4 protein-coding genes and 1 pseudogene are annotated in these 3,211 nt (G+C 68.8%); 1 reads left to right on the top strand and 4 read right to left on the bottom strand.

Annotated features, from left to right (window positions below; translation table 11 throughout):
• The 4 genes from DQP57_RS26340 to DQP57_RS26355 all read right to left on the bottom strand — a co-directional run.
• Window positions 1-299, bottom strand: a 299-nt coding sequence (locus tag DQP57_RS26340; protein ID WP_240631900.1) for an FGGY family carbohydrate kinase, incomplete at its 3' end; no start/stop codon positions are given.
• Window positions 296-1,699, bottom strand: a complete 1,404-nt coding sequence (locus tag DQP57_RS26345) for a mannitol dehydrogenase family protein (RefSeq protein WP_112635843.1) — start codon at window positions 1,697-1,699, stop codon at window positions 296-298. The genes DQP57_RS26340 and DQP57_RS26345, both read right to left, overlap by 4 nt.
• Window positions 1,700-1,747: 48 nt before the next feature.
• Window positions 1,748-2,092: a DUF732 domain-containing protein gene (locus DQP57_RS26350; RefSeq protein ID WP_112635845.1), complete on the bottom strand. Its 345-nt coding sequence runs from the start codon at window positions 2,090-2,092 to the stop codon at window positions 1,748-1,750.
• Window positions 2,093-2,244: 152 nt separating this feature from the next.
• Complete coding sequence (locus DQP57_RS26355) at window positions 2,245-2,583, bottom strand: DUF732 domain-containing protein (protein WP_112635847.1); 339 nt, start codon at window positions 2,581-2,583, stop codon at window positions 2,245-2,247.
• 485 nt (window positions 2,584-3,068) lie between these two features.
• Between DQP57_RS26355 and DQP57_RS27390 the strand changes: the two are divergent.
• Window positions 3,069-3,211: pseudogene (locus tag DQP57_RS27390) on the top strand (hypothetical protein); the annotation flags it as partial.

A 3,211-nucleotide genomic window follows, 5' to 3' on the forward strand; every position in this document is an offset into this window, starting at 1 on the left:
CGCGCGGCGTCGGCCGAACGCACGTCGTTCCACAGCAGCGCCGGGCGCACCACCCGGCCGGTCGCGTCCAGGCACACCATGCCGTGCTGCTGCGCGCCGACGGCCACCGCGTCGACCCCGTCCAGCCCGCCCGCGGCCGCGATGGCCTGACGAGTCGCGGATTCCCATGCGGCAGGGTCGATTTCGGTGTTGTTGGGGTGGCTGGCGTGGCCCTCGCGAACCACCCGGCCGGTGGCGGCGTCGCACACCAGCACCTTGCAGGACTGGGTCGAGGAGTCGATGCCGGCGACCAGGGTCACGGCGGGTCGGCCCCGAGCAACGCCCGCAGGGTGGCGCGCGCGCCCTGCTGGTGCAGCGAGTCCAGCGCCCACAGGTAGGCCTCGCGGAAGCGCTCGTGGTCGACGAGGTCGCCGAAGACCGCCCGGTTGGCCAGGAATGCGAGCCGGTCGTCGCGCTGCGCGCGGGCCAGCGGCACCAGGGTGTCGGCCAGGCGGTCCACCACCTCGATCGGTTCGCCCCGTTCGTCGACGCCCTCGGCGTAGCGCGCCCAGCTCGCGACGATCGCCGCGGACAGCCGCACCGGCCCGCCGGCGCGCAGGTTGTCGCGCACCACCGGCAACAACCACTTCGGGATGCGGTCCGAGGATTCGGCGCACAGCCTGGCGACGGTGTCGCGGATGTAGGCGTTGGCGAAGCGCGGCAGCAGGCCGGCCCGGAACTCGTCGAGGCCCGGGACGCGCCGCAGCGTCGGCATGGCCTCCGAATCCATATAGCGGGCAAGGAAATCCGCGATCACCGGATCCTGGGCGGCGTCGTGCACCAGCCGGTATCCCGCGAGGTAGGCGAAATAGCACAGGCCCTGATGCCCGGCGTTGAGCAGCCGCAATTTCATCGCCTCGTACGGCGCCACGTCCTCGACGAGTTGCACCCCGGCCCGATCCAGCGGCGGGCGGCCGTCGGCGAAGTTGTCCTCGATCACCCACATGGCGAACGGTTCGGCGATGACGGGCCAGGCGTCGGCCACCCCGAATTCGGACTCCAGCCGCTCGAGCACGTCGGGCGTGGTCACCGGTGTGATCCGGTCGACCATCGAGTTGGGAAAGGTGGTCTTCTCGCGCATCCATTGCGCCAGTGCGGGATTCACTCGTTCGGCGGCTGAGGTGAAGACGCGCCGGGCCAGGTCTCCGTTGCCGGCGATGTTGTCGCAGGACACGATCGTGGGGGAGGGCAGGCCGCGCACGCGCCGCCGGTCGCACGCCTCGGCCACCAACCCGAACACCGCGCTCAGCGGCGGCTGGTAACCACCCTCGGTGATGGTGAGCGAGATGATCCGGGTGGCCGGATCGGCCAGCAGCTCGATCACCGAGTCGGGATCGTCGGGCGCATAACGGTAGTCGACGATCGCGCCGATCACCCGCGGCTCGCGGGTGCCGTCGGGGTGCTCGAGGATCAGCGTGTAGAGGTGGTCCTGGCCGCGCAGGGCGTCGCGCATGCGCTCGTCGCCCGGCAGCACGCCGACTCCGCAGATGCCGAAGTCGTGTGCGAGCCCGTCACTGAGCAGCCGGTCGATGTACATGGCCTGATGCGACCGGTGGAAGCCGCCGACGCCGAAATGTGCTATGCCGACGCCGATTTGGCTGCGGTCATAGGTCGGGACCGGGATCTCGAGGCCGGCCAGGTTCCGTGCGCTCAGCTTCACTCGAGTGTCACCCTAGCGCGGAGCGGACTGCCCGCCACTAGCTCGCCGTCAGGCGTTGGGGCACAGGTCGCGCAGCGCGAAGATGACGACGTCGGCGGCCTGGCGGCCGTTGATGCCCCCGGTGCCCTGGTCGGCGTCGGAGCGCTGCAGCGCCAAGCCCTCCAGCTGTTGCGGGGAGGCGCCCCAGGAAAGCTGCTGGCACAGGTCGGCGCCCATCTGCAGCAGCTCCGGGTCGCCGCCGTTGACGGCATGGATGCCGGCGTTGTGCAGGTCGTTGAGGAAGGCTGCCCCGTCGGCCCGCGCCGGGCCGGCGCAGAGGACCCCGGCCAGCACAAGTGGGCCACTGGCCAGCGCCGCGCCCATCACCCGGCCATATCGCCTGCGTGCCGCCATCCAACCTTCTCCTTACGTCTGCGCCCGATGCGGATGATGCACTTTTACACAAAAGTGCGACGACCCGCTGCGCAAAGAAATCGGGAGAGTGAATAGTCGGCAAAGAACGGCCGGTCGCTAGGCCGCCGAAGTCTGTTGGATCGGGGCCCTTTCTAGCTGGGGCACAGATCGCGCATGGCGTAGACGACCACGTCGTCGGCCTGTTTGGCGCTCAGGCCACCCGCCCCCTGCTGGTCGTCGGAGCGCTGCAGCGCCAAGCCTTCGAGCTGCGCGGGCGGAGCGCCCCAGGAGATTTGCTGGCATACGTTCAGGCCGGCCTGCAACAGCGCGGCGTCGCCGCCCGAGACGGCGTGGACCCCGTCGCGATGCATGTCATTGAGGAAGCCGGCCGCGTCGGCCTGCGCTGGACTTGCCCAGACAAGACCGGCCAGAAGCGGGCCGCCGAACAGGGCTGAACCGATGAACCCGGCGGCGAGACGACGTGGTGACATGGCCCCTTCTCCTCTTCCCGTCAACAGTTCTAATCACGATGTTAACTTCTACGTAACCTTGGGAACGATAACTGTTCACCTACAGTTTCCTGTGAAGGACCTGCGGAAAAATAAAGTCCGTGGGATTTGAAGTCGGCCAGCCGAGCATCCGGGCGGCTGTCCGTCGGGCGCTACGACGAGGGCGCGGCCAGCACGCGGGATCGCCGCACGACGCGCCCGGTCGGCGGCGTGGCCGGGGGGCGACGATCGCTGAGTACCGCTACGGCGCAAGCCCATTCGTGCAGGTCGATCGGTGTCCGCCGAGGGTGTTCTGATTCGTGACGCCGTTGTGACGTCACCATTTGGAAACGGCGCGGTGCGGCGTGGCGCGTGTCGCGCGTCGGCTGCTGACAATTGGCGCGGTCGTGAAAAGCGGCCTCGGTACGGCTAGGCGGGCCTGCTGCACCACATGATTGCGGAAATAGCTGAGCGTGGATAAAGGAGAGTTGACGCTGATGGCGATCGTCGATCGGTTCAACATCAAAGTAGTTGCCGGCGCTGGGTTGTGCGGAGCTGCTATCGCGTTGAGCCCCGACGCGGCGGCCGCCCCGCTGATTACGGGCGGCCACGCGTGCATTGAGGGGCAGTC

Origin of the sequence: Mycobacterium colombiense (assembly GCF_003284935.1) — a bacterium.
GTDB lineage: Bacteria > Actinomycetota > Actinomycetes > Mycobacteriales > Mycobacteriaceae > Mycobacterium > Mycobacterium arosiense_A.

What these genes read in the sequence shown, in the direction of transcription:
- DQP57_RS26350 (WP_112635845.1), bottom strand. Translation starts at nt 2,092, where the DNA reads ATGGCGGCACGCAGGCGATATGGCCGGGTGATGGGCGCGGCGCTGGCC.
- DQP57_RS26355 (WP_112635847.1), bottom strand. Translation starts at nt 2,583, where the DNA reads ATGTCACCACGTCGTCTCGCCGCCGGGTTCATCGGTTCAGCCCTGTTC.